Annotated in this window: 20 protein-coding genes; 12 read left to right on the forward strand and 8 right to left on the reverse strand. The window is 66.3% G+C overall.

What is annotated here, in order from left to right; translation table 11 throughout:
* Positions 1-26: 26 nt before the first annotated feature.
* On the forward strand, positions 27-743 hold the full coding sequence (locus KXD98_RS26310; protein WP_260761219.1) for a TetR/AcrR family transcriptional regulator: 717 nt from the start codon (positions 27-29) through the stop codon (positions 741-743).
* 661 nt (positions 744-1,404) lie between these two features.
* On the opposite strand, the gene KXD98_RS26320 is transcribed toward KXD98_RS26310, so the two are convergent.
* Positions 1,405-1,713 carry a hypothetical protein gene (locus tag KXD98_RS26320; RefSeq protein ID WP_260761221.1) on the reverse strand — a complete coding sequence of 103 codons (309 nt, stop codon included), beginning with the start codon at positions 1,711-1,713 and terminating at the stop codon, positions 1,405-1,407.
* Positions 1,714-1,878: 165 nt separating this feature from the next.
* On the opposite strand from KXD98_RS26320, the gene KXD98_RS26325 reads away from it, so the two are divergent.
* The gene (locus KXD98_RS26325; RefSeq protein WP_260761222.1) at positions 1,879-2,394 is read left to right on the forward strand and encodes a hypothetical protein; all 516 of its coding nucleotides are present in this window, start codon (positions 1,879-1,881) and stop codon (positions 2,392-2,394) included.
* 82 nt (positions 2,395-2,476) lie between these two features.
* Positions 2,477-3,004 (forward strand): RES family NAD+ phosphorylase, encoded by a 528-nt coding sequence (locus KXD98_RS26330; RefSeq protein WP_313901296.1) that lies wholly within the window; start codon positions 2,477-2,479, stop codon positions 3,002-3,004.
* Positions 3,005-3,055: 51 nt separating this feature from the next.
* Here KXD98_RS26330 and KXD98_RS26335 read toward each other — a convergent pair whose 3' ends face one another.
* A complete protein-coding gene (locus tag KXD98_RS26335; protein ID WP_260761224.1) occupies positions 3,056-3,538 on the reverse strand; it encodes a DUF4262 domain-containing protein in 483 nt (160 codons plus the stop codon).
* Between the two features lie 68 nt (positions 3,539-3,606).
* Here KXD98_RS26335 and KXD98_RS26340 point away from each other — a divergent pair, with 68 nt between their 5' ends.
* Both KXD98_RS26340 and KXD98_RS26345 read left to right on the forward strand, forming a co-directional pair.
* Positions 3,607-3,882 (forward strand): DUF4174 domain-containing protein, encoded by a 276-nt coding sequence (locus tag KXD98_RS26340; RefSeq protein ID WP_260761225.1) that lies wholly within the window; start codon positions 3,607-3,609, stop codon positions 3,880-3,882.
* A complete protein-coding gene (locus KXD98_RS26345; protein ID WP_260761226.1) occupies positions 3,883-4,515 on the forward strand; it encodes a CIA30 family protein in 633 nt (210 codons plus the stop codon).
* Positions 4,516-4,584: 69 nt separating this feature from the next.
* Here KXD98_RS26345 and KXD98_RS26350 read toward each other — a convergent pair whose 3' ends face one another.
* Positions 4,585-5,412: a MerR family transcriptional regulator gene (locus tag KXD98_RS26350; protein WP_260761227.1), complete on the reverse strand. Its 828-nt coding sequence runs from the start codon at positions 5,410-5,412 to the stop codon at positions 4,585-4,587.
* A 127-nt stretch (positions 5,413-5,539) separates the two neighbouring features.
* Between KXD98_RS26350 and KXD98_RS26355 the strand changes: the two genes are divergently transcribed.
* Together KXD98_RS26355 and KXD98_RS26360 are read left to right on the forward strand one after the other, a co-directional pair.
* Entirely contained in the window at positions 5,540-5,890 is a 351-nt protein-coding gene (locus KXD98_RS26355) for a nuclear transport factor 2 family protein (protein ID WP_260761228.1), read from the forward strand.
* Positions 5,887-6,738: an oxidoreductase gene (locus tag KXD98_RS26360; RefSeq protein WP_260761229.1), complete on the forward strand. Its 852-nt coding sequence runs from the start codon at positions 5,887-5,889 to the stop codon at positions 6,736-6,738. Before KXD98_RS26355 ends, KXD98_RS26360 begins: the two co-directional genes overlap by 4 nt.
* A gap of 10 nt (positions 6,739-6,748) precedes the next feature.
* Here the strand turns inward: KXD98_RS26360 and KXD98_RS26365 are convergent, their stop codons facing one another.
* Positions 6,749-7,540, reverse strand: a complete 792-nt coding sequence (locus tag KXD98_RS26365; protein WP_260761230.1) for an IclR family transcriptional regulator — start codon at positions 7,538-7,540, stop codon at positions 6,749-6,751.
* 112 nt (positions 7,541-7,652) lie between these two features.
* On the opposite strand from KXD98_RS26365, the gene KXD98_RS26370 reads away from it, so the two are divergent.
* Genes KXD98_RS26370 through ptsP form a run of 4 tightly spaced genes read left to right on the forward strand, consistent with a single transcriptional unit; the run spans position 7,653 to position 12,552 of the window.
* Positions 7,653-8,429, forward strand: a complete 777-nt coding sequence (locus KXD98_RS26370; RefSeq protein ID WP_260761231.1) for an MIP/aquaporin family protein — start codon at positions 7,653-7,655, stop codon at positions 8,427-8,429.
* 11 nt (positions 8,430-8,440) lie between these two features.
* Entirely contained in the window at positions 8,441-9,448 is a 1,008-nt protein-coding gene (gene dhaK / locus KXD98_RS26375) for a dihydroxyacetone kinase subunit DhaK (protein WP_260761232.1), read from the forward strand.
* Positions 9,449-10,096, forward strand: a complete 648-nt coding sequence (gene dhaL / locus KXD98_RS26380; protein WP_260761233.1) for a dihydroxyacetone kinase subunit DhaL — start codon at positions 9,449-9,451, stop codon at positions 10,094-10,096.
* Positions 10,093-12,552: a phosphoenolpyruvate--protein phosphotransferase gene (ptsP, locus tag KXD98_RS26385; protein WP_260761234.1), complete on the forward strand. Its 2,460-nt coding sequence runs from the start codon at positions 10,093-10,095 to the stop codon at positions 12,550-12,552. Before dhaL ends, ptsP begins: the two co-directional genes overlap by 4 nt.
* 41 nt (positions 12,553-12,593) lie before the next feature.
* On the opposite strand, the gene KXD98_RS26390 is transcribed toward ptsP, so the two are convergent.
* Genes KXD98_RS26390 through KXD98_RS26405 form a run of 4 tightly spaced genes read right to left on the reverse strand, consistent with a single transcriptional unit; the run spans position 12,594 to position 19,541 of the window.
* On the reverse strand, positions 12,594-14,084 hold the full coding sequence (locus KXD98_RS26390) for an NAD-dependent succinate-semialdehyde dehydrogenase (protein ID WP_260761235.1): 1,491 nt from the start codon (positions 14,082-14,084) through the stop codon (positions 12,594-12,596).
* A gap of 3 nt (positions 14,085-14,087) precedes the next feature.
* A complete protein-coding gene (locus KXD98_RS26395; RefSeq protein ID WP_260761236.1) occupies positions 14,088-16,985 on the reverse strand; it encodes an FAD-binding and (Fe-S)-binding domain-containing protein in 2,898 nt (965 codons plus the stop codon).
* Positions 16,986-17,027: 42 nt separating this feature from the next.
* A complete protein-coding gene (locus KXD98_RS26400; RefSeq protein WP_260765444.1) occupies positions 17,028-18,347 on the reverse strand; it encodes an aspartate aminotransferase family protein in 1,320 nt (439 codons plus the stop codon).
* 54 nt (positions 18,348-18,401) lie between these two features.
* Positions 18,402-19,541, reverse strand: a complete 1,140-nt coding sequence (locus KXD98_RS26405) for a phosphotransferase (RefSeq protein WP_260761237.1) — start codon at positions 19,539-19,541, stop codon at positions 18,402-18,404.
* A gap of 205 nt (positions 19,542-19,746) precedes the next feature.
* On the opposite strand from KXD98_RS26405, the gene KXD98_RS26410 reads away from it, so the two are divergent.
* The gene (locus KXD98_RS26410) at positions 19,747-20,424 is read left to right on the forward strand and encodes a GntR family transcriptional regulator (RefSeq protein WP_260761238.1); all 678 of its coding nucleotides are present in this window, start codon (positions 19,747-19,749) and stop codon (positions 20,422-20,424) included.
* Positions 20,425-20,615: the final 191 nt, after the last annotated feature.

A 20,615-nucleotide genomic window follows, 5' to 3' on the forward strand; every position in this document is an offset into this window, starting at 1 on the left:
TGGATTTCGCTGATATTCTCTGCGTCATGGACGTGCCCGATCGCGACGCCCCCGTATCGCCGCACCCCACGGTCAACCGCCTGGAGCGGCGCAAAATGCGTACCCGCAATGCCTTGGTCCGGGCGGCCCAAGGCTTTATCGCCCAAGGCAAGCTTGCCGTCCCGATTCTGGAGATCACCCAGGCAGCCGACGTGGGAATGGGATCGTTCTACAACCATTTTTCCAGCAAGGAGGAGTTGTTCGAGGCCGCGGTCACCGACGCCCTCGACAACCTCGGCGCCCTCCTCGACGGCTTCACCGGATCAATACCCGATCCGGCCGAGGCCTTCGCCGCCAACTACCGACTGACCGGACGGCTGTTGCACTACCGACGACGGGAAGCCGCGCTGCTACTCGCTCATGCGGACTCCCTCATCATGAGCGACCGGGGCCTGGCACCGCGGGCTCTGCGTGACATCGCCGCGGCGATCGAGCAAGGCCGCTTCACGATCGCCGACCCTGAACTCGGTTTGGCCATCGCCGGCGGCATGCTCGTCGGTCTCACCACGCTGTTACGCGAGCGACCCCAGAACGACACCGCAGCCACCGTCGACGAAGTGACCGAACGGCTTCTGCGCACGCTCGGCATGACATCGAAACAGGCCCGGACACTGTGCCAGAAACCGCTACCCGATATTTCGGCACTGCAGGATTCGCCGACCGAATGGCCGGCGCCGTTGGCCGCGGACGCCACGCCGCCCTGAAGCGGGGTCGTCTGTCAGACCCGCCCGATGGGCTCAATCGCTCGAGGCATGCCTCGAGGAGGCTTTCATTGCCATCACTGGCAGGCGCATCCGAAAAATACTGGCATGCAACCGAAGCCACCGATGGTTCATCGGTTACCGTGAGTTGCGAACACTGTTGTCGACGCGCGGCACCTTCACCCTGGGCAAGAGCTGATCCCGCCATGGGTAGTTGCTGTCGCGGCTGTAAACGCCCCTGTCGCGGCCGCTATTCCCCGGGCTATTGTCGGTAGCCTGGGCCACACCTGCAAGGCCGATCAATAACGCCGATGCGATGCCTGCAGCCATCCCGGCTGATCCGAACCTCTTCATCAGTCTCGCCTCTCTCCTCAGAATTTCGTCCTGACTGTTCCGATATCGGGTCCAACCGGGGCATCGGAGGATTGATTCCCCGGCGATTACTGATGCGCTCGACAGGACCAACGTGAGGGTGGCGACGTGGGCTCTGAAAGCAGGACAGGCCTTCGTTCAACTAAATGCCATGGTGCCCAACACTGCCCGCGCTCCGCGGCAAGTGCTGTGACGGCCGAGAGGTCGAGTGCTCAGCCTGGATCAGGTTCGCGAGATGGTCACCATCGAAGGCGATGAAGCCGCAATCCGTGCCGTCCTCGGCGCCGTCGAATCAGACACCCGGCACAAGCGGGCTGGTGTCGCCGTACACCTCAGATCGCCATTGGGGCATGCTCTCGCCCGCATGCCACCAGGCCGCGTTGATGTACCAGCCCACCGGCGCATACGTCCCACCCTGGTAGGCGATGTTCGAGTGCCCTGCGTCCCGCTCGCTGGTGTAGGTGACGTTGTCGATGTAAACGTGTCCTCCTGCAACGCCTTCGGTTGGGTTGCGACCGCCGAACTCCAACGCCCACCAGGTGGACGGGCGATGGGTGTCCGTCGTGATCTCGACGACGGCGATTCCGACGTCGAAGGCCATGAGCAATCGAACCCCGTAACCTTCGCTACTGCGACGTCCTGGCATGGCTGCCCCGGCCACCTGCGGTCGGTACCGGACCTGCCAGAATCTGTGCCGCGGGCGGTGAGCTGCCCCGCACATGTTTCGATTGTTTCAATTCTCTGGGGTGTGGGGTAGGCTCGGGGCATGACCGCCGCAGTCCCATCCCTCATTCGGGACATTCAAACCAGGGCCCACCGCGACGCCCGGTTCGTGCGGGTCCTCGACGCGCTGCGTGACGCACCGACCGGTCCTCAGGGTTCACTGGAGCGTTCTGCTGCGCATGTGCTCAACGAGCAACGCCGCAGTGTCCTCGTCGACGAGTTCGTCGACGGCGCGCTGTCGACCGCGCAGGTACAAGCCCAACTCGGGTATGCCTCGCCGCAGGCGGTGCACCGGCTGCGGACCCGCAAACGGGTGGTCGGCGCACCGGTGGGTAACAGGACCTGGTTTCCGGCCTGGCAGTTCGACGGCGGACGGCTTCGCGCCGACCTCCCTCGGATCCTTGAGCTGTTGTCGCGCTTTACCGACGACCCGATCGCCGCGGACCGCATCATGCGCCTGCAGCGCGAGGACCTGAATAGCGCATCCATCGCGGAGGCGCTCGAAAACCCGGCGACCATTGCGGCGGCCTGGCGAGCCCTCACCGACCTAGGTGCCTGACCTCCTCCCCGGCTACCTCCGGCCCCTGCCCGCGGACCGCCCGGCCGGGCTGCGCAGCAGAACGGTCAGACCCAACACCACGATGTGGCGCGTGGAAGCCGCGCGCCCCAGCGAGTGGGACTGGCACGGCTTCCCTGCACCGCGCTACCGCTTCGACGCGCCGTCGGGCGCCTTCCGCACCCGGTACGCCGGCGCTGACCTCGTCGGCGCCTTCCGTGAGCGCTATCGCGCCACCGGTCTGGTGCTGCCCGCCGATCACTCCGAGCACTTCCTGATCGAGATGATCACCCGCCACCCGATCCGGGTGCTCGATCTGCGCACCGAACGCAACCTCGACGCCCTGGACATCGACGACCAGATCAGCACCGGCCAGCACGACGCGGTGTGGGACACCTGCCAGCGTCTCGCCGAAGCCTCTCGACAGTGGTGGCCCGACCTGTCGGCGATTGTGTACCGGTCACGGACCACCCCGCAGCAGTCCACCAACTACGCATTCTTCGCCCATCACCACTTCCGCACCCGGGTGTGGCGCCTGGTCGACCGCGCTGACGTCCTCACCGAACTTGTCCTGCGGCACCGTTTCACCCTCAACTGGCAACTCAACGGCTGACCACGTTCACCCCGACTCGGCGTTCACGCAACGGTGCGCGGGTGTTGTCGGTCAGGCGGCCGAGGTCGGCCAGTCTGTGCGACATCCGAGCACGGGTTGTCGCCGGCGACCGTGTCCCCATCCCGCAGCCCACGGGAACCGTCTGTTGCCAGCGGCCCAAACCAGTTGTAGAGCACGGATGTTCGGACCGAAGATGTCGACGGCGAACCTCAGGTGCACATCGGGGTGCTCGACCTCGACCACCTCGATGAGGAATCGGTCCTTGTAGTCGATGTGCATCGCCGGTGCCAACACGGTCCCGTCATCAACCACCATGTGTGCGATCGAGCTCAGCACGCGGCACGAGACCTCGGCCGATAGCCCGGTCATCAACAACTCGGGCAGACCTCGGCCGTACAGCCCAACGGTGTAGGCGAACGGTCTCTTCTCGCTCTCGACGTACTGTACGACCCAGCCATGGTCGCGAATGGTCTCGCGGAGATGCTCCAAGTAGTCCTCGTTGGTGGCTTCCGGATGGTCGCATCTCCAGCACATCGCTGCTCCCTTCGTCGTTGCCGTCAGCATGCACGCGCCGTCCGACAAATCGCGGGGGCGTTCCCTGGGTGAAAAGGTCACGGGGCCAGGCGCAGCCGGGTTGCGCCGTGGTGCGCGACGGCAACAGCTCGCTCGACGGCCACACCATGGACGCCGCCGAGGCCCAACGGCTGGTGGCGCGGTACGCGATCGACACAGAAGGCTTCACCGCGCTGTTGATCGGGAAAGACGGTGGCGAGAAACGGCGCATCGACGGGGTGCCGGATCTCCGGGCGATCTACGCGGTGATCGACGGAATGCCCATGCGCAGCAGCGAGATGAACTCCGCCGCGAGTCGGTGTTGAGTGCGCCGGCACCGGGGCCGGGCGGATCGGCTGACGCTGTGGCTGATCGGCATGGTGTCTGTCTGCCCGTTGCTACTGGTTGTGTCCTGCTCGGACGCGGCGCGGTCCTCGGACGGAGATGAGCCAGCCGATGTCTTACTCGTCGGCCTCGATGACGCCGACGAGGTGGCGACATGGACAACCGTCAACGACCCCGTGATGGGTGGTGCGTCCACCTCGCGCATCAGGTTCGGCGACGGTGGGCTCGTGTTTTCTGGAAACATCTCGCTGGACAACAACGGTGGGTTCGCTTCGGCCCGTAGTCCGCAGGACCCCGATATCGGTCGCCGAGCGGCCGGTGCCACCTCACTTGGAGTGCGCGCTGTCGGCGACGGCAAGACCTACCTGCTGAAGGTCGGCCGTCCCGAGCAGCCGTGGTCCTACGTTCAGCGTTTTCCCACCGAGGCCGGCGTCGACCGGATCTACCAACTGCCTGTCGAGGACTTTCAGCCGGTCGGCACGCGTCTCGGCCCCGCGCCCGACGCGCCCAAGAATCTGGATCCCGCAACCATCGGTCAGGTATCGATCTACATTCTCGATAAACAGCAGGGTCCCTTCGAAATCAGAGCCAGCGCAATCACTGCCACCTTCTGAGGACCCCGACTGACTTCTATAGCCCGATGTCGCGGCGCACCACGCGGCATGGACCGGCCGACGCTGCTCTCACGCTGGAGGTGGAGTGGTGCTGAAGATCGGCCAGCAGATCTCTGTGGCGGTGAACGTCGTCGGCGTCGAGGGCGTGGCTCCGATGTAGTGTTCGCGGATCGGGCCCTGGTGGCTGATCAGATGCTCGTTCACATATCGACCCAGAGCCGCGTAGCTGCGGTCGATGCCGTCGTGACCACCGGGATGGGTGAGCACCGCGAACTCGGCCGCAGGCAAGATCTCAGCACGGACGCCCTCCGGGGGGTGCGCGGAATGCGGCGCCGGGACGAAGAGGGTTGCCTTGCCGCGTGATTCGAGAAACAGCGCTCGGTCGTAGAGGCCGCCCGGCTGGTGCCCCAGCCCGGCGCTGCCCGCCGCCGTAACGGCGTCGCGCAAAGTCCTCAGCGACGTTCCGAACCAGTCGTCGATCTCGGAAACCTCGATGGTGGCGCCGACGGACCAGACGGTGAGCGCCGGCTTGCGCTGCATGTCCACGTGGGCCGGGACGCTCACCGGAGAGAGCAACTCGCGCAGCGCGCCGACGGTGTCACGAGTTTGTTGTAGCTGCACCTCCATCTGTGCGAGATGAGTGGTGATGATCTCGGTGCGTGCCGCGGCGTCCTCTGTGCTCAGCAGCGCCTTGATGTCGGGAATGGACATGCCCAGCGATCGGAACCGGCGGATGATGTGTGCATGGTCTACCTGGCTGGTGTCGTAGAAGCGGTAGCCGGTGTGGGCGTCGACGTGGACTGGTTCGAGAATGCCGATGTCGTGGTAGTGCCGGAGCGCTTTCCTGCTCAGGCTGGTCATCACAGCGAAGTCACCGATCGAGACGCGTGCGCCCATGGCGTCCTCCTCTGCGTTTCGCCGTCGGTGTAGGCCGTGGGACCATCCTGCAGTCTGCCCCTAGGGCAAGGTCAACATGTGCGCGCGGGGTTGACCTTGCCCTTAGGGGAAGCCCCACGGTGGGGTCATGACCACAGATTGGGATGCGCTCCCGGACAGCATCAAGACGTTCATGACCGCACTCGACGCCCGAGACGCCGACCGGGCCCTCGCCACGCTCACCCCGGACGCCGTCGTGACCGACGAGGGCCGCGACTATACGGGCGGCGACGACATCGGGACCTGGGTCGCGACTGCGGCCAGTGAGTACACCTACACCACCGAGTTCACCGGCGCGACGGTGCTCGAAGAGCAGACCGATACGACCGTCGACGTCGGGCAGCACCTGGAGGGTGACTTCCCCGGCGGGGTCGCCGATCTGCACTATCGGTTCACCCTCGACGGCGTGTTGATCAGCCGGTTGGTGATCGAACCATGAGCAGACGATGGTTCATCACCGGGGGCACGTCCGGCGGTTTCGGGGTGGCGTTCGCCGAGGCGGCGCTGGAGGCCGGGGACTGCGTGGTACTCACCTCCCGGCGCCAGCAGGAGCTGGCGGCGTGGGCCGATCAGTACGGCGACCGCGTTCTCGTCGTGCCGCTAGAGCTCACCGACGCGGCGCAGGTGCAGCGTGCGGTGCATGCGGCCGAGGAGCGCTTCGGCGGTATCGACGTGCTGGTCAACAATGCCGGCCGCGGTTGGTACGGATCCATCGAGGGGATGGACGAGTCCGCGGTGCGGGCGATGTTCGAGCTGAACTTCTTCGCGGTGCTGTCGGTGATCCGCGCGGTGCTGCCGGGGATGCGCGCCCGCGGGAGCGGGTGGATCGTCAACGTGTCCTCGGTGGCCGGGCTGGTGTCGGCGCCCGGATTCGGCTACTACAGTGCGACGAAGTTCGCCCTCGAAGCCATCACCGATGCCCTGCGCGATGAGGTTGCCGCACAGGGTATCTCCGTGTTGACCGTAGAACCAGGGGCGTTCCGCACCAACGCCTACGCCGGCTTTGCGAACGAGCCCGTAGCGGAGGCGATTCCGGAATATCACGACATGCTCGCACAGGTCCGTGCCGCCTTCGTCGAGATGGACGGCGTGCAGCCCGGCGACCCCAGCCGTGCGGCCCGTGCGGTGATCGCAGCGATGGCCCAAGACCCGCCTCCCCGCCGGCTGGTCTTGGGCAACAACGGCTACGACGCCGTGATCGACGCACTGGAACATGCTCTCGGCGAAATCCGGGCCAATGAGACACTCTCTCGCAGCGCGGATTTCCCCACCAGTGCGGGGAGTTGAGTTGGGTCGGCTAGCTCCGGCGAGCCGGCCACACCGGCGCACCGAGTTCGCGCGACACCGTGCGCGCGGCGTCGCGCAGTGCGTCGACGTCCGCGGGCTCCAACGGCCAGCGGGCGGCGGGAACAACCAGGCCGATCGCCCCGATCACCTCTCCGGATGAGTCAAACACCGCTGCGGCGCAGGCACATTCACCGATCACTGCTTCCTCGACCTCGTCGGCGAGTCCGGTGGCTCGGACAACCTCGAGTTGAGAAGCCAGCACCGCGGGGTCGGTGATCGTCTCACCGGTCATGCTGCGCAACGGCGCCGGCGCGCTCTCGCCGGCGGTGAACGCCAGCAGTGCCTTGCCCAGAGCGCTGGCATGGGCGGGAATCACGATGCCGACCTCGGGCATCTGACGGGTTCCGTCGGGACGGGGCTCGTGGGCGACGACGACGATCTCGTCGAAGAGCAGCACCGCGGTCCGCACTGCGCAGCCGGTGCGCCGGGCCAGTCCCTCGGCCCAGATCGCCACCCGTGCACGCAGCTCCAGCGTCTCCAGATAGACATTGCCCAACCGCAGGGTCGCCGGCCCGAGCCGGTAGCGTCCCGAGTCGATCTCCTGCTGCACCATCCCGTGTGCGAGCAGGGTGCGAATCAAACCGTGCACCGTCGAGGGCGCGAGGTCGATCGCCGCGGCGACCTCCCCCAGGCTCATCCGCCGTCCACCCTGCAACACCGTGAGGATGCGTAGCGCTCGGTCGACCGCCTGAATCATCTGCCCTGCCTTCTTCTCGCGCACCCCTTGTGCCCACCGAAGCATAAGCGTATGGTCCAGATCACATTCGACATTATCGAATGGCATCCGCTATCGCCGATAGGTGAACGGTAGGGTCACGGACCGGCGACTCGTGCGAACTCAGAGGAGAGCAAGTATGGACGAGCCTTCACTCCCGCAGAAGCTCGTGGCAGAGGCACTCGGCACCGCCTTTTTGGTGTTCGTCGGTGTCGGCGCCGTGCCCGCCACCCTGATCGTCAACGGCAACGCCCCGTTCACGATGGCAGACCTCGGGATGATCTCCCTGGCATTCGCCACCATCGTGGTGGCGACCATCTACGCGCTGGGCCACATCTCCGGAAACCACATCAACCCCGCGGTCACCATCGGCCTTGCGGTCACCGGTAAGTTCCCGTGGCCGCGGGTTCCCGCCTACATCGGCGCGCAGGTTTTCGGTGCCATCGCTGGAGCGGCCGCGATCATCGGGGTGCTCGGCACGGCCGCCAGCGACGTCGGCCTCGGCGTTGCCACCTACTCCAGCGAAACCCCGGCGATCCAGGCCTTTTTCGCTGAGTTCGTGGGTACGTTCATTCTTGTGTTCACCGTGTTCGGCGTGATCCACCGCAAGGCCTCGGCTGGATTTGCCGGCGTGGCGATCGGCCTGGTGGTGTTCGCGGCGATCATCCCCGTCGCACCCACCACGGGCGCGTCGATCAATCCGGCCCGCACGTTCGGACCGATGCTCATCCAGCAACTCGCGGGCGGAGAGGTGTCGTGGGGCCAGCTTCCGGTCTACCTCGGCGCGGAGTTCCTCGCGGGCATCGTCGCCGCGTTGACCTACGTCGCGATCTCGCGCACCCGCGCCGATTCCGAACCCGCGGAGCCGGTCACCGCCCCCGCTGAGCCCACCCCCCAGACCACCACCGCAGCCTAGGAGGCGCCGCCATGAAGAAATTCATCAACGATCCCAGTGATGTCGTCGCAGAAGCGCTGCGCGGCATGGCGTTGGCCCACCCCGAGCTGCGCATCGACCATCTGAACCGGATCATTTATCGCGGTGACGTTCCGGTGGCCGGCAAGGTCGGACTCATCTCCGGCGGCGGCTCCGGGCACGAGCCCCTGCACGGCGGCTTCGTCGGCTCGGGCATGCTCGACGCGGCGTGCGCCGGGGAGATCTTCACCTCACCGGTGCCCGATCAGATGCTGGAGGCAACCAAGACCGTCGACGGTGGGGCCGGTGTCCTGCACATCGTGAAGAACTACACCGGCGACGTGATGAACTTCGAGATGGCGGCCGAACTGGCGCAGGCCGAGGGCATCGATGTCGAGTCGATCATCGTCGACGACGACGTCGCGGTGCAGGACAGCACGTACACCGCCGGTCGTCGCGGGGTCGGTGCCACGGTGTTGGTGGAGAAGCTCGCCGGTGCCGCAGCCGATCAGGGCCGCCCCCTCGCCGAGGTGGTCGGCGTTGCCCGACGGGTCAACGAGTCCGCCCGCAGCATGGGGGTCGCACTCACGTCGTGCACGGTTCCCGCTGTCGGTCATCCGACCTTCGATCTACCCGACGACGAGATCGAACTCGGCATCGGAATCCACGGTGAGCCCGGTCGACAGCGGCTCCCGTTGCAGCCGGCACGGGCGATCGCCGAGCTGATGCTCGAGCCCATCCTGGCCGATTTCGACTTCGCCGCCGGCGCTGACGGGCGGGGTGTCATCCTCTTTGTCAACAGCATGGGCGCGACGCCGCCGCTCGAGTTGTACGTCATGTACTCCGAGATCGCCGCGATTCTGGAGAAGGCCGGCGTGACCGTGGCCCGATCCCTGGTCGGGCCCTACATCACCAGCCTGGATATGGCGGGGTGCTCTGTGACCCTGCTGCGTACCGACGACGACCTGCTGAACCTGTGGGATCACCCGGTCAACACACCCGCACTGCGAAAGGGCTGCTGAATGGGCACCGACCAGAACATCGACACCACTCTCGTCACCGGTTGGCTGCGCGAATTCGCCCGGCTGATCACCGAGAACGCGCAGTATCTCAGCGATCTCGATGCCGCAGTCGGTGACGCCGACCATGGCATCAACATGGAGCGCGGCATGTCGGCCGTGATCGCTGCCCTCGACGAGACCCCGCCCGCCGACCTGCCTGCACTGTTCAAAAAAGTGGGTATGACCCTGGTCAGTTCCGTCGGCGGCGCGAGCGGGCCGTTGTACGGCACGCTCTTCCTGCGGATGGCGCCCGCATTCGGCGCCGACACCGCAGGCGCGGCCGAGTTCGCCAAGGCGTTGCGCGCCGGCGTCGACGGTGTGGTCGCCCGCGGCCGCGCCGAAGCCGGCGACAAAACCATGTTCGACGCGCTTGCGCCTGCGCTGGACGCACTCGACGGTGCGCTGGCGTCTGAGACCGACCTCGCTCCAGCACTGCGCGAGGCGGCGGCTGCGGCCGACAGGGGCCGCGACGCCACCGAATCGATGGTCGCCCGCAAAGGCCGAGCCAGCTACCTCGGCCAGCGCAGTGTCGGACACATCGATCCGGGCGCGACCTCCTCGGCGATGTTGATCACCGCGGCAGCAACGGCTTTCGGAGCAGCCGGATGAGCGCCCGCGGCTTGGTCGGCCTCGTCGTCGTCTCCCACAGCCGGGCGCTGGCCCGCGCGGCCGTCGGCCTTGCCCAGGAGATGGTGCACGGCAAACAGTTGAAGATCACCATCGCCGCCGGACTCGACGACACCACCTTCGGCACCGACGCCACTCAGATCGTCGAGGCCATCAACGCCGCCGACCGGGGCGCCGGCGTCGTGGTGCTGATGGACCTCGGAAGCGCTGTGCTCTCAGCCGAACTCGCCCTCGACCTGCTCGACGATGACCTTCGCCAGCGCGTGGTGCTGTGTCCGGCCCCGCTGGTCGAGGGACTGGTCGTCGCAGCAGTGGCGGCGGCCGGTGGGGCGACCGCCGAGGAGGTGGTGGCCGAGGCGACCGGGGCGCTGGCAGGCAAGGTCGGCCATCTGGATCCGGCGCCCATGGCCGCCACCCCAGACGACGCCCCAACCGGGACTGCCGAACTCACCGGCAGCTTCGTCGTCGAGAACCCACACGGACTCCATGCCAGGCCCGCGGCCCGGCTGGTCCAGGAGGCCCGCAAACGGGACGCCCGCACCTTCATCCGGAATCGGTCGACCGACTCGGAATGGGTTGGCGCCGGCAGTCTTTCCAAGATCGCGACGTTGGGTGTACGTAGCGGCCACGAGGTCGAGGTGCGCGTGTCCGGCAGTCAGGCAGCCGAGGCTCTCGATCACATTCTCGCGCTCGCAGCCCGACACTTCGACGAGTCGATCACCGGCGCGCCCCAGCCGGCACCCGAGCGGCGGGCAGGCGCGCAGCAGGCGCCGATCGGAGCCTCCCCGGGCTTGGGCATCGGCCCGGCCCGATCGGCACGACTGCGCCCGATCACCATTCCGGACACCCCCGCGCAGGATCCGGCAACCGAATGGCGGCGAATCAGCAAGGCGATTGCCGGTGTCAGGCGGACCATCAGCCAGTTGCGGACCCGCACCGCACGCGAAGTCGGTGAGGCCGAGGCGTCGATCTTCGACGCACACCAACTGTTGCTCGACGACACCGAACTGCTCGACACCGTCCGCTCCCGTATCGACGGCGGCGACTCGGCGGTTGCGGCATGGGCGGCGGCGGTGACGGCCCTGGCCGCGGAGTTCGCGGCGCTGACCGACCCCTATCTGAAAGCCAGAGCCGAGGATGTCTCGGCGGTCGGCGACCAGGTGCTGCGGGCCATGCTCGGCTCGGCGCCCTCCGCGGCAGACACCACCGGGGTGCTGGTGGCGGCCGATCTCACGCCGGCCGAGGCCGCAGAGCTGGTGCCCGATCAGGTGGCAGCCGTGGTGCTCGCCTTCGGCAGTCCGCACGCGCACAATGTCATTCTGTTGCGTGCCAAAGGGATCCCCGCGATCGTCGGCGCCGGCCCGGCCGTGCTGACCATCCCCGAAGGCACTGTGGTCGCAGTGGACGGCACCAGAGGCGAGTTCACCGTCGATCCGCCCGCAGACGAGCGTCGCCGATTCGGTGACCGGGTGGCAGCGCTGGCGCTTCATCAGCGCGCGGCGAAGGCGAGGGCGACAGAGCCCGCAATCACATCCGACGGAGTCGCCGTGGTGGTCGGTGCGAATCTGGGCTCGGTCGACGACGCCAGGGCGGCCACGGCGGCCGGTGCCGATTACGCCGGCCTGATCCGCACCGAGTTCCTGTTCCTCGGTCGGGCCGATGCGCCGGACGTCGAGGAACAGACCGCGGTCTACCGCAAGATCGCCGAGGCGATGGACGGCAGACGGATCACGCTGCGCACCTTGGATGTCGGCGGAGACAAGCCGCTGGAATTCCTCCCGGCCCCGGCGGAAATGAACCCGTTCCTCGGTGTGCGCGGCATCCGGCTGTCGCTGCACCATCCTCAGCTGCTGTCCGATCAGCTGCTGGCCATGGCGCGGGTCGCACACCAGAGCCCGGTCAGCGTGATGTTCCCGATGGTGAGCACGCTCGATGAGCTGCTGACCGCCCGCCGCCTGCTCGATGAGGCAGTAGCGGCGACCGGACGGCAGCGTCCGGCGGGTCTGGAGGTCGGGATGATGGTGGAGGTACCCGCCGTGGCGCTGAAAGCTGCCGCTTTCGCCCGACACGTCGACTTCTTCTCCATCGGCACCAACGACCTGACCCAGTACGCGCTCGCCGCTGACCGCAACAACGATGCGGTGGCCGCCATCGGTGACACCTTCGACCCGGGGCTGCTGGCGCTGATCCGCAGCACCTGCCAGGGCGCGGCCGGGCAGGCCTCGGTATCGGTGTGCGGCGAGTTCGCCGCCGACGAACGCGCCGCCAGGTTGCTGATCGGGTTGGGCGTCAACGCGTTATCGGTCGCGCCGCCGGCGATCGCGACCACCAAAGAGGCAGTCCGAGCGCTCGACAGCCGCGAAGCGGCGGCTATCGCGTCGGCGGCGCTGACGGCCGACAGTGCGGCGGCGGTACGGGAACAGCTGAACCCGAGGTAGCAGCGGTTGTCGCACCTCATGACGCCACCCACCGCGTGCGTTCACTGCCCTCTCTGGCGAGGAACCGAAAGGTATTTGTACTCAAGGAATTCGTCGATGCCAACCTTGCCGCCTTCGCGGCCCAGGCCGGATTGCTTGATCCCTCCGAAGGGTGCGGCGGGGTTGGACACGACCCCGGTGTTGATGCCCACCATTCCGACCTCCAGCCGTTCACTGAGGTCGAACGCCCGGTCGATGTCTTGAGTGAACACGTACCCGACCAGACCCCAGTCGGTGTCGTTGGCGCGGGCGATCACCTCGTTCTCGTCATCGAAGGCAAGGACCGGGGCAACCGGGCCGAACACTTCGGTGGCCATCAGTTCGGAGTCCGGTGGCACGTCGGCCAGCACTGTGGGTGGGTAGAAGTAGCCCGGTCCGTCGGGGAGCTGTCCTCCGATCAGCGCGACGGCTCCGCGAGAAAGCGCGTCGTCGACGAGGTGTTGCACCTTCGCTCGTCCGGCTGCATCAATGAGGGGCCCGACGTCGGTGCCGGCATCGAGGCCGTTGCCGATCTTCAGCTCCGCCATCCGCGCGGCGAGCCTTTCGGAGAATTCACCGGCGACGCTGCGGTGGACGTACATGCGGTTCGCGGCGGTGCAGGCTTCGCCCATGTTGCGCATTTTGGCCGCCATCGCGCCCTCGACGGCGGTGTCGATGTCGGCGTCGGCGCAGACGATGAACGGTGCGTTGCCGCCCAGCTCCATCGAGGACCTCATCACCGCGTCGGCGGCCTGTCTCAACAGGACCTTACCGACCCCGGTGGAGCCGGTGAAGCTGATCTTGCGGGCTTTACCGCTGCTCATCCACCGTTGCACCACGGTCGCTGCGTCGGTGGTGTTGACGACGTTGAGCACCCCATCGGGCAAGCCACTCTCTTGCAAGAGCGCGGCCAGAGCAAGCGAGGTCAACGGGGTTTGCGGCGCCGGCTTGAGCAGCATCGTGCAGCCCGCGGCCACCGCGGGGGCGATCTTGCGGGTGCCCATGGCCAACGGAAAGTTCCAGGGTGTGATGAGGACACAGGGTCCCACTGGCTCCCGCGTGACGATGATGCGGTTAGCTCCATCACCGGTGGTGGTGTGATCACCCGAGATCCGAACTGCTTCTTCGGAGAACCACCGCAAGAACTCCGCGGCGTAGGCCACTTCGCCCTTGGCCTCGGTGAGCGGCTTCCCCATTTCTAGGGTCATCACTTCGGCGAGCCAGTCCTGGCGCACCATTACCAAATCGTAGGCGCGGCGCAGGATCTCGCTGCGGTATCGCGGCGCGGTACGGGCCCAGAACGGTTGCGCCGCGACCGCAGCGGCCAGCGCGTCGTCGGCGTCGGCGGCCCCGGCGTCCGCGACGGCGGCCAACACCTCACCGGTGGCCGGATTCTCCACCTCGAAGACTCTATTGTCGGTCGCGTTACGCCAGCTGGCTCCGATGAGCAATCCGGTCGGAATCTGCGCGAGACCAGCCTGAGCATTGCTGGGATTCGGTGTTGTTGTCGTCATCGTTCATTTCTCCAGTCGGGGGTCCAGAATTTGCGCGAGGTGCAGCGATGCCCTGGCTGCTGGTGTGTTGGTGAGTTGCCTGGCCTGCATGTGGCAGCTGAAGCCATCGGTGAGCACGACCGCGTCCGGGTCGGCGCGTAGTGCTGGGGCCAAGGCCTGTTCGGCCACGGCCATGCTCACGTCGTAGTGCTGATTCTCGAAGCCGAAGTTGCCGGCTACCCCGCAACAGCCGGTCGCCTCGCGCACCTGGCTGATCCCGATCGCGTCCAGAGCGCGGCGTTGTGTCGCTGCGCCGAACACCGCGTATTCGTGACAGTGGGTTTGCACGGTAACCGATTCGGGCAGAACCTTTTCCGGTGCCCATCCGCAATTGACTTGTGCTGCTATCTGTTCGGCGAAACTGCGGATACGGTGGGCGACCCTTGTTGCAGCGTCACTGTTCACCAGCTCTGGGAGGTCGTTGCGCAGTGCGGCCGCGCAGCTGGGTTCGGTCACAATGATGGGCCGATCGGTGCCATCGTCGAGAGTGGCAACGGCGCGTGTCAGACGTTTTCGCGCCTGGCGCAGTTGCCCGGTGGAGATCCACGTCAGCCCGCAGCACACATCGGTGCGGACCTCGGCGCGGTGGCCGGCATCTTCGACGACCCGGCGCGCCGCCCCAGCAACCTCGGGTCGGAAGCCCTTGGTGAACGAATCCACCAGCAGGATCACATCGCCGGGGCCGATGTGCGGCGTGCCGAGTTCCTGGCGCAGTTCGCGCCGGGAAGCAAAGGTTGGTAGCGGTCGGTGCGTTGTCAGACCGCCCAGTCGCAGACCCACGCTGCGCATCGGGCTCGCCAAGATGGCGTTGACCAGCGGTGCGGCTCGCGACGTCACGGCCAACCAGCGGGGAAGCCAGCCCAGCGAGTAGTGCGCCATCGGACGAACACGTCCGCGGTAGTAATGGTCGAAGAACTCGGCCTTGTAGGTGGCCATGTCCACACCGGTGGGGCAGTCAGACGAGCATGCTTTGCACGACAGACACAGATCCAAGACGTCGCGGACGTCTTTCGATGCCCAACCTTCCTCGACCGTGCGAGCGCCATGAACCATGTCCTGCAACACTCGGGCTCGCCCGCGGGTGGAGTCCTTCTCATCCCCAGTGGCCCGGTAGCTCGGGCACATGACGCCACCGCTGTGGGATCGGCACCTGCCCACCCCGATACAGCGCTGGACGGCCTCGGCGAACGCACTCGACCCGGGCTCGGTCGGCTCGTGGAGAGTGAATGTCGTCTGCCAGGGCAGTGGGGGAACACCAGCCAATGCCAGATTTGCGGTAACCGGTTCCGGCTCCACGATCATGCCGGGGTTGAGGACATTGGTCGGGTCGAACAGGTACTTGAACTTTGCGAAGGCCTCCATGATGGTCGGTGAGAACATCTCGGGCAGCAGCTGCGAGCGTGCTCTGCCGTCGCCGTGCTCACCCGACAGCGTCCCGCCGTGTTTGACCACCAGGCGGGCCGCGGCGGTCAGGAACGCCGACATCACGTCCCGCCCCTCGGGGGTACGTGGGTCGAATGTGATGCGGATGTGCATGCAGCCGGCACCGAAGTGTCCGTACATCACCCCGATGAGCCGGTACTGCTGCAGCAGGAGACGGAAATCCGTGAGGTAGTCGGCGAGGTTCTCGGGAGCGACCGCGGAATCTTCCCAGCCGGGCCAGGAGGTGACGCTGGTTCCGTCGGCCAGTTGCACTCGCGACGACAGGCCGGCTCCGTCCTCGCGGACACGCCACAGCTTCGCCCGGTCACCGGGGTCGGAGACTTCCCGGCACGCCCGGGCTCGCCCATGGGCCTGCAGCTCGGACATCAGATTGCGGGCCTGTTGGGCGACGGCAGCGTCGTCGTCGCCGTCGAGATCGATGTAGAGCCACGCGCGGCCCGTGGGTAGCTCGGCGACAGAATCTTCGCCACGGCGGGCCTTCATCGTGGCGACGATCTGTTCGTCGATCCCTTCGATCGCCGCGGGCGAGTACTTCAGGATCGTGGTGACGTCGCGTGCGGCGTCAACGATGTCGTCATAGGCGACGATCAGCAGCAGCGCCGAGGGTGCCACGTCGACCAAAGAGACGGTGGCCCCGACGACAATGGCGCAGGCCCCCTCACTACCCACCAGGGCGCGAGCGACGTCAAAGCCCTTCTCCGGCAGGAGATTGTCGAGATGGAAGCCCGAGACTTGCCGAGGAATTCGTCCAAGTTCAAGCCGAAACTGCGCCATGTACCCGGCTGCCAGGGTCCGTAGGTCTGCAGCCAGTGCACTGGCTCGCTCCACCGCGGCGGTGTCTGCGGGGTCGGTCGCCTGCAGCCCGGTGTGGGTGGCGGTCAGGCGGGTACCGTCGGCCAGCACCAGGTCCAGCGACACCACGTGGTCACCGGTGCGCCCGTAGCGCACCGAGTGGTTGCCGCAGGCGTCGTTGCCGATCGACCCTCCGACAGTCGCGCGGTTCTTGCTCGATGGATCCGGCGCGAAAGTCAACTGGCCGGCCGTGCTGCGATGTACCGCCTCGGCGAGATCAGTCAAGACGACGCCGGGTTCGACGACCGCTGTTCGATTCGCGGCATCAATGGACACCACGCGGTTCATATAGCGGGACAGATCAAGCACCACGCCCCGACCGATAGCATTACCGGCCATCGAGGTGCCGCCACCTCGGGCCACGATGGCAACACCGGCCTCATGGCACAAGGCGGCGATCTCACTGACTTCCCGCGGGCTGCGCGGGAAAGCCACCGCCAGTGGTGCTACCCGGTAATTGGATGCGTCGTAGCTGTACTCGGCCAGACGCCGACTGCTGGTGTCGACCTCAATAGCGCGCTCAGCCATCCGACTCAAGAGTGTGGCGTCGTGGTCAATCACGGTCATGAGCGCTGCGTTTCACCAGGGCCAGCACGCGGGCCAGACGGGTCAACGAAGTTCCTCGGCGAGGACCACTTCGAAGTTTTCGAGCATCCGGTCAGCGTCACTGATCGAGAACGGCAGCGGTGGGCGGACTTTCAGGACGCTTCCCCGTGGACCGGATGCCGAGATGAGCACGCGGCGCCGGCGCATGTGGTTGACCATCCTCAACGCCGCGCCCCCGTCCGGGGTGTTGGATTCTCGGTCGGTAACGATATCCACACCGACGAACAAGCCAGCACCGCGGACCTCAGCGATCTGTTCGTAAGGTGCTGCCAGCTTTCTGATTTCGGCCTGGATGTAGCCGCCGACGGCTTCTGCGTTGGCAATCAAGCCTTCGTTGATGATCACGTCGAGGACCGCCTGCGCGGCCGCGATGGACACCGAGTTGCCGCCGTAGGTGTTGAAGTAGCGGATGTTGCGGCCGAATTCCACCAGTAGCTCTGGACGGAAGGCGGCGGCGGCGACAGGGATCCCGTTTCCCATGGGTTTGCCGGTGGTCATGATGTCAGGCACCAGGTTGTGCCGCTGGAACCCCCACCAGTGTTGACCGGTGCGCCCGAATCCGGGCTGGACCTCATCGGCGATGAACAACCCGCCTGCGTTGTGGACTTCCTCGATGATGGGTTGCAGAAAGCCGGCCGGGTCGGCGTAGATGCCGTCGGAGGAGAAGATCATGTCGGCGATGAACGCCGCCACGCCGAAGCCGTGACGTTCCAGATCCGCGATCGCCTCTTGGATCTCACGCCGCATTGCCGCGATCACATTCTCATCTCCGCCGTGGCGCAGGCGATCCGGTGCGCTGATGGTGCGCACGTGGGGCCCCAGCGGTACGCCAATACCCAGAGACGGTGAGAAGGCGGACACGTCGGAGGTGAGTCCGTGGTAGGCGCCGGTGGTGACGATGATGCCCCGATTTCCGGTGTGGTAGCGCGCCACCCGCATCGCGAGATCGTTGGCTTCAGAACCAGTGCAGGTGTACATCACGTGACCGATTTCGGCCGGCATCGTGCCCAGGAACTGCTCGCTGTAGCTCAGGATCGACTGCTGGATGTAGCGGGTGTTGGTGTTCAGCGTTGTCAGCTGTCGGTGGACGGCATCGACGACGTACGGGTGGCAGTGGCCGACGCTGGCGACGTTGTTGTAGACATCGAGGTAGTCATTGCCGTCGGCATCGAAGAGCAGCGTCCCCTCGCCGCGCACGATCTCCACGGGGTCTTCGTAGAACAGCCGGTAGCCGGGGCCCAGGAGGCGGTCGCGGGACTCGACCTGCGTGCGGGTGCGGGGCGGGAGCTCGTCGATACGCGACCTGTCGAAGCCGTTCACCATGGGCTCGGATGCCTTCTGCGCGATTGCCTTGGTCATGGTCGATCCTCTCCTGTCTCAGGACGCGGGTGCACCGGTGGCCGACAGCTGTGCTCGAACGGTGGATGTGGCCACCGACAGAGCGCAGCGCAACCGGGTCCAGTCGAGCGCTGAATGGGACATTCCGTAGTCACGGCTGTGGGGATGGACGGCAGCTCGCCAACCAACGATGAGGGCGCGCAGCAGAAGTCGCGCAGGCCCCGCAATCGCCAGGAGCGCCGCGTCGTGGTCCGACAGCGGACGCACGGCGCGGTAGCCCCGCACGATGTCGAGGGCGCCGTCCCACGGTCTCCGCTCGTTCACGCCGATGTGGTTGGCGACCGCAACCGCCAGTTCGAACACGACGGGGCTACGCACGACATCGCCGAAGTCGATGACGCCGGTGACGAACTCCTCCGATGCCGGGTCGACGACGACGTTGAAGGGGCTGAAGTCGCCATGGATCATTTGGGTGGGGAGGGCGCCGATCCGCGGGGCGACGACGGCCTCGAACTGATCGAAGACCCACGTCGCCATCGTCACGTCGTCGCGATCGTTGACCAGCTCCAGCAACGGACGCATGTGCAGAAAATTCTTCAAATCCCAGATGAGAAGCCGGGATTCGTCGGGGTGTCGGAAGGTGGTCAAGACCGAATCGAGTCGCGCCAACACTGCGCCGACCTTCTCGAGCTGGGTAGCTGTGGTGGTTACCGATGAGAGGAGATCGCCGTCGAGATAGCTCATGACTCGCATGATGCGAGCGTTGCCGACCGGATCGACCACCGTGAATTCGACGTGGCCGTCGACCCCGCGAATGAGTCGTTGAGCTGGGATGTCCCGGCCGAACTTCTCCAGATGCAACATCACCGCAGACTGCAGATTGACGATCTCGGGGCTCTCGGTCGCCGGCGCGATCTTGACGAGGAATCGCCCGACATCGGTGGCCAAGCGGAAGGTGTCGTCCTTCTCGGTGGGGATGCGGCTCAACTGACCGGCGAGGTCATACCGGCGTTGCAGTTCGGCTGCGACCTCGTGCTCGGGAAACCGCTCGACTGTCGACTCGTCGAGTGCACTTTCTCGCGCAATGCGGTTCAGCACATCCGAACCCGCGAACACCTCGTCGCGTGCGGCCGACCGGATGCTGGTGGCGAGGGCACTGTCGTCGGAAGAGTTCGTCATCCGGAGTCCTGTTCTCGTGCCGTTCGAAAGGCCGCCTCACCGTGGCCGCAGGTGCCACGGTTGACCTTGCGTGAAGCTGGTCGACCGACGTCGACCCCTGGCGCTGAACTGTAGAACACTAGAGCAGGAGCTGTCCAGGACGCCGCCCGCAGCACCCGGCCCGCGGGCGGGGCGACCTGGTGTTTAACAGTTGTACGATGATGTCATGTCCATCGCGGATCGCATCCAGATCGTCGGGCGCAGCAGCGCGCAGCAGATCGCCGACGGCCTGATGGACATGATCCTGGAGGGCGAACTCAAACCGGGTGAGCGCATTCGGGAATCCGTCGTCGCCGACGCGCTGGGCATCTCCCGCAACACCGTCCGCGAAGCGGTGCGCCTGCTGCAGGGCACCGGCTTGGTCCGCTACACCTTCAACCGCGGCCTGGTCGTGTGGGATCCGTCCGACGAGGAAGTCCTCGACATCTACCGCGCGCGGCTGCATCTGGAGACCGCGGCGGCGGCGTCACTGGGCCCCGATACCGATCTCGAGCCGCTGAACAGCGCCCTGAAAGCCCTCAAAGAGGCTATGGCCACCCAGGATCCGCGCGTCATCGTGGAAAAGGACCTCGACATCCACCGCGCCATCGTCGGTCTGATGCACAGCCCCCGGCTCGACAAGTTCTATGCCGAGCTGCTCGGCGACCTCCGCTACTTTCTCCTGATCCTCTCGCTGGATCATCACGAATACGAAGCCGGCTCGGGTCTCGAAGACGAACACCAGCGCATCGTCACCGCATTCGCCTCGCGGGACCCACAACTGGCCCGCGACACCATCGCCGAGATCATCACCGAGAATCGCGACGAGGTGCGCAAGATTCTCGCCGCCCGCACCGCCGGCTGAGCCGCGATCGCGCCGGCCGGGCGATCCGCAGGTCGCGGCCTCTGCTCCGTCGCCTCACCCGCCCGAAATCGCGCCGAGTTTTCCGCCCGCTCACCTTGCGAACACCCCAACGCTGTGCTTAAGTTCTCCATGTCAACTGTTCAACACTTGCGCACGGCCCGCGGTGCCGAGGCTGCGGCTCGAAGGTGACT

The sequence above is a fragment of the Mycobacterium sp. SMC-4 genome (assembly GCF_025263265.1).
GTDB lineage: Bacteria > Actinomycetota > Actinomycetes > Mycobacteriales > Mycobacteriaceae > Mycobacterium.